The sequence below is a fragment of the Streptomyces sp. P5F9 genome (assembly GCF_057961495.1).
The window spans coordinates 1-3,874 of record NZ_JBXVPZ010000673.1; the positions used below are offsets into that span (position 1 = coordinate 1).

At 71.7% G+C, this 3,874-nt stretch carries 2 protein-coding genes; both read right to left on the reverse strand.

All coding sequences use genetic code 11. The annotated features are described in order from the left end of the window. Positions 1-1,595 (reverse strand): condensation domain-containing protein (locus AC31A1_RS48240; protein WP_489659398.1); only part of this gene is annotated, 1,595 nt, incomplete at its 3' end. After that, on the reverse strand, positions 1,592-3,874 hold a 2,283-nt coding region (locus AC31A1_RS48245; protein WP_489659399.1), incomplete at its 5' end, for a condensation domain-containing protein. The genes AC31A1_RS48240 and AC31A1_RS48245, both read right to left, overlap by 4 nt.

Below are 3,874 nucleotides of genomic sequence, written 5' to 3' on the forward strand. Positions count from 1 at the left end.
ATCTCGGCCCCACGCGGCAGACACAGCCCCACCCGCGACTCACGCCCCACCCCACGGGCAATCAGACCCCGCGCCAGCGCATCCGACCGCGCATCCAACTCCCCGTAGGACAGCGGTCGGTCGCTGAACCACAGCGCCGCCGTGTCCGGCGTGCCGACGGCCCAGCTGCGGAACCGTTCCAACACCGTGCCGGGAACCCCGTCCCGCGCGGTGGCGTTCCACTCCTCGACGACCGCGGACCGCTCGGGCCCGTCGAGGAGATCGATGTCGGCCACTCGTAGCGCCGGCTCGTCCGCCACCTGTTCCAGCACCCGTATCAGCCATCCGGCGACGCGGGCCGCCGCCTCCTCGTCGAAGAGGTCCGGCCGATGTGTCATGACGATCCGGAGGCCGACGTCGGGGACGATGCCGACGGTCAGCGGGAAGTTGGTGGCCTCGTGCGCATCCATGCGGGTGAAGGAGATGGTGCCGGGCGCGGGCGCCCCGTCGGGCGGGGTCGGGTAGTTCTCGTAGACCACGAGGGTGTCGAACGTCGCTCCCGGCCCGGCCGGCCCCTGCACCTCGCTCAGGCCCAGATGCTGATGCGGCATCAGCGACGACTGCCGCGCCTGGAGGTCCGCGAGCATGTCCAGCACCGGCTGCCCGCCGGCCAGCGACACCCGTACCGGCAGCGTGTTGATCATCAGGCCGACCATGGACTCGGCGCCCGGCAGATCCGCCGGCCGCCCCGACACCGTCGCGCCGAACACCACGTCGTTCCGTCCCGTCAACCGGGACAGGACCAGCGCCCACGCGCCCTGCACCAGCGTGTTCAGCGTGAGGTTCCGGCCGCGGGCCAGCTCCCTCAGCCGCGCGGTGGTCTCCTCGGGAAGATCCCGGACGAGGTCCCGCGGCAGTACGGAGACCTCGGCCCCGCCCGCCGCCTGGGGGGCGACCAGGGTCGGCTCCTCCGCCCCCGCCAACTCCTCCCGCCACGCGGCGCGTGCCGCCTCGCGGTCCTGGCGGCCGAGCCACGACAGGTAGTCGCGGTAGGAGGTGACCGGGGGCAGTACCCGGATGTCTCCACCCGCCGTGTACACCGCCTCCAGCTCGTCGAGGAGCACCGGCATCGACCAGCCGTCCAGGAGGATGTGATGGGTCGTCACGACGAGGCGGTGGCGGGCTTCCCCGAGCCGGGCCAGCACCAGCCGGAGCAGGGGCGGGGAGGCGGGGTTCATCCTGTCCTCCCGCTCTTCGCGGGCCAGCCGCTCGAACCGGGTCAGGGCCTCGTCGTCGCCGAGGTCCGACAGGTCGACGTCGCGCCATGGGAGCACAACGCTCCGCGAGATCAGCTGCACCGCCTCGCCGGACCTGCGCCGTTGGAAGCTGGCGCGCAGGACGGCGTGGCGCTCGATCAGAGCCTCCCAGCACGCGCGGAAGAGCTCGGTGTCCAGGGGGCCGTCCACGCCGAGGACGCACTGGAGGCCGTAGACATCCGGTCCCTCGTCGTCGTACGAGGAGTGGAAGAGCATCCCTTGCTGGAGGGGCGAGAGCGGCCATACTTCCGCGAGAGCGGATCCCTTGGCGGGCGTCGAGGGGGGCGTCGGGGGCTTCACAGGAACCGTCCTTCGTCGAGTTCGGCAGCTATGGCTTCGAGGTCGTCGACTTCGTCCTGGTCTAGATCGAGGAGCGAGAAGTCGGAGGGGGTGTGGCCGCCGGCCTGGGGACCAGCGGTGTGCGCGGCGAGGCCCGACAACAGCCCGAGCCAGGCCTGGCCCAGTTCCTCTACGTCGGTCTCGTCCAGCAGCGCGGCGGGCCAGCTCAGGGTGAGCGTCAACTCCGGCCCGCTGACGGTGTCCGCGACCACGGCTCCCGCAGCGAGCGCGTGCAGCACCGGCATGCCCGGATCGGCAGCACCTCCGACGGCCGTGTCCCCGGCCGTCTGCCAGGGCTCGACCGGGCCTGGCTCGGCACCACCGGCGGTTGCGAACCGGCCCAGGTAGTTGAAGCCGATCTGCGCCACCGGCTGGGCCGCCAACACCGGCCCCGTCTCCGGGTTCAGATGACGCAGCAGGCCATGGCCGAGCCCGTCCCCGGGTACCGCCTGCACCTGCTCCTTCACCCGCTTCACCAGCGCACCGGCCGCCGCACCACCGGCGGCGGCTTCGGCAAGGTCCACTCCGGAGGCGTCCAAACGGACCGGGTAGGCGGCGGTGAACCAGCCCACCGTCCGCGACAGGTCCATGCCCGCCGACAACGGCTCACGGCCGTGCCCCTCGACCTCCACCAGGAACCCGTCGGAGCCGATGCCGGCGCCGGTCCCTGGGGGGTTCGGGCGGCGGTGCGTCACCGCACCGGCCAGCGTGGCCAACAGCAGTTCGTGCAGCCCGCAGTGGAACACCCGCGGTGTCTCGCCGACGAGCACCGCTGCCTCCTCCGTCGGGAGCGACCAGGAGAGCAGACGCAGGGTGGACGTCGTGTCGACGGCCGGGTCCAGCGGACGGCGGCCGATCAGCGGTTCCCCGGCACCGGCCGTCCCGGCGACCATGTCGACCCAGGCATCCAACTCGCCCACCCGCGCGGGATCTTGCGCGGCCCGCCGCAGTCCCTCCGCCCAGGCACGGAACGAGGTCCCCGCCGACTCCAACTCCGGCGGCTCTCCCGCGGCCGCCGCCTCGCACGCGGCCCGCAGATCGGGTACGAGCACCCGCCACGACACGCCGTCGACCGCCAGGTGATGAGCGGCCAGCGCAATCCGACCGACCCGCTCCGACCCGGCATCCACCCACACCACCTGCACCATCACCCCGGCCGCAGGATCCAACCGCCCCACCGCCTGCCGAGCGGCCTCCACCGCGAGCTGGTCCAACTCGCCCTCAGCGAGGCCTACGGCATCCACCCGGACCACCAGCCCGGACACGTCGATCTCACCCGCCTCCGGAACCACCAGCACCTGGTCGCTCCCGGCCCGGGCCCGCAGCATTCCGTGAGCTTCCACAAGTGCGCTGACGCCCGTCCTGAGCACGTCCACTCCCAGGTCGGCCGGCGCACCGATCACCGTCCACTGGGCGAAACCGGGCCGCAACGCGTCCGCGCCCATCGACCTCATCAACGGCGTCCACGGCACCTCACCAACACCCGTGTCCCTGACGTCCGTAGACGCGTCCTCGGTCACGGACGCAACCAACGCCAGCCGCTCCGGGGTCTTCTCCTCGAAGATCTGGCGAGGCGTCACCACCCAACCGGAACGACGCGCCCGCGAGGCGAGCTGCATCGACATGATCGAATCGCCGCCCAGCTCGAAGAAACTGTCACCGACCCCGATCGCGCCCGCCTCAAGGCCCAGCACCTCCGCGAACAAGCCGCACAGCGCTTCCTCGGCCGCCGTGCCGGGTCGTCGTGTCGAGCCCGAACCACCGAACTCCGGGTCGGGAAGAGCAGCTCGGTCCACCTTGCCGTTCACCGTGAACGGGAATACGTCGAGCACCACCAACGCAGCCGGAACCATGTACTCCGGCAGTCGCGAGGAGGCGAAGACCCGCAGAGCGTCGGCATCCACCTCATGGCCGACTACATAGCCCACCAGCCGCCCTTCACGAACCATCACGACGGCGTGGTCGACCTGGAGGTGAGACTCCAACGCCGCCTCCACCTCGCCCAGTTCGATGCGGAAGCCGCGGATCTTCACCTGCTCGTCCGCTCGCCCCACGAACTCCAGTTGGCCCTCGGCGGTCCAGCGGATCAGGTCACCGGTGCGGTACATCCGCTCGCCCTCACCGAAGGGGGCGGCCACGAACCGCTCCGCCGTCAGGTCCGGACGCCCGGAGTAGCCGCGCGCCAGACCGGGCCCGGACACGTACAGCTCACCCGCCACGCCGACCGGCACCGGCTGGAG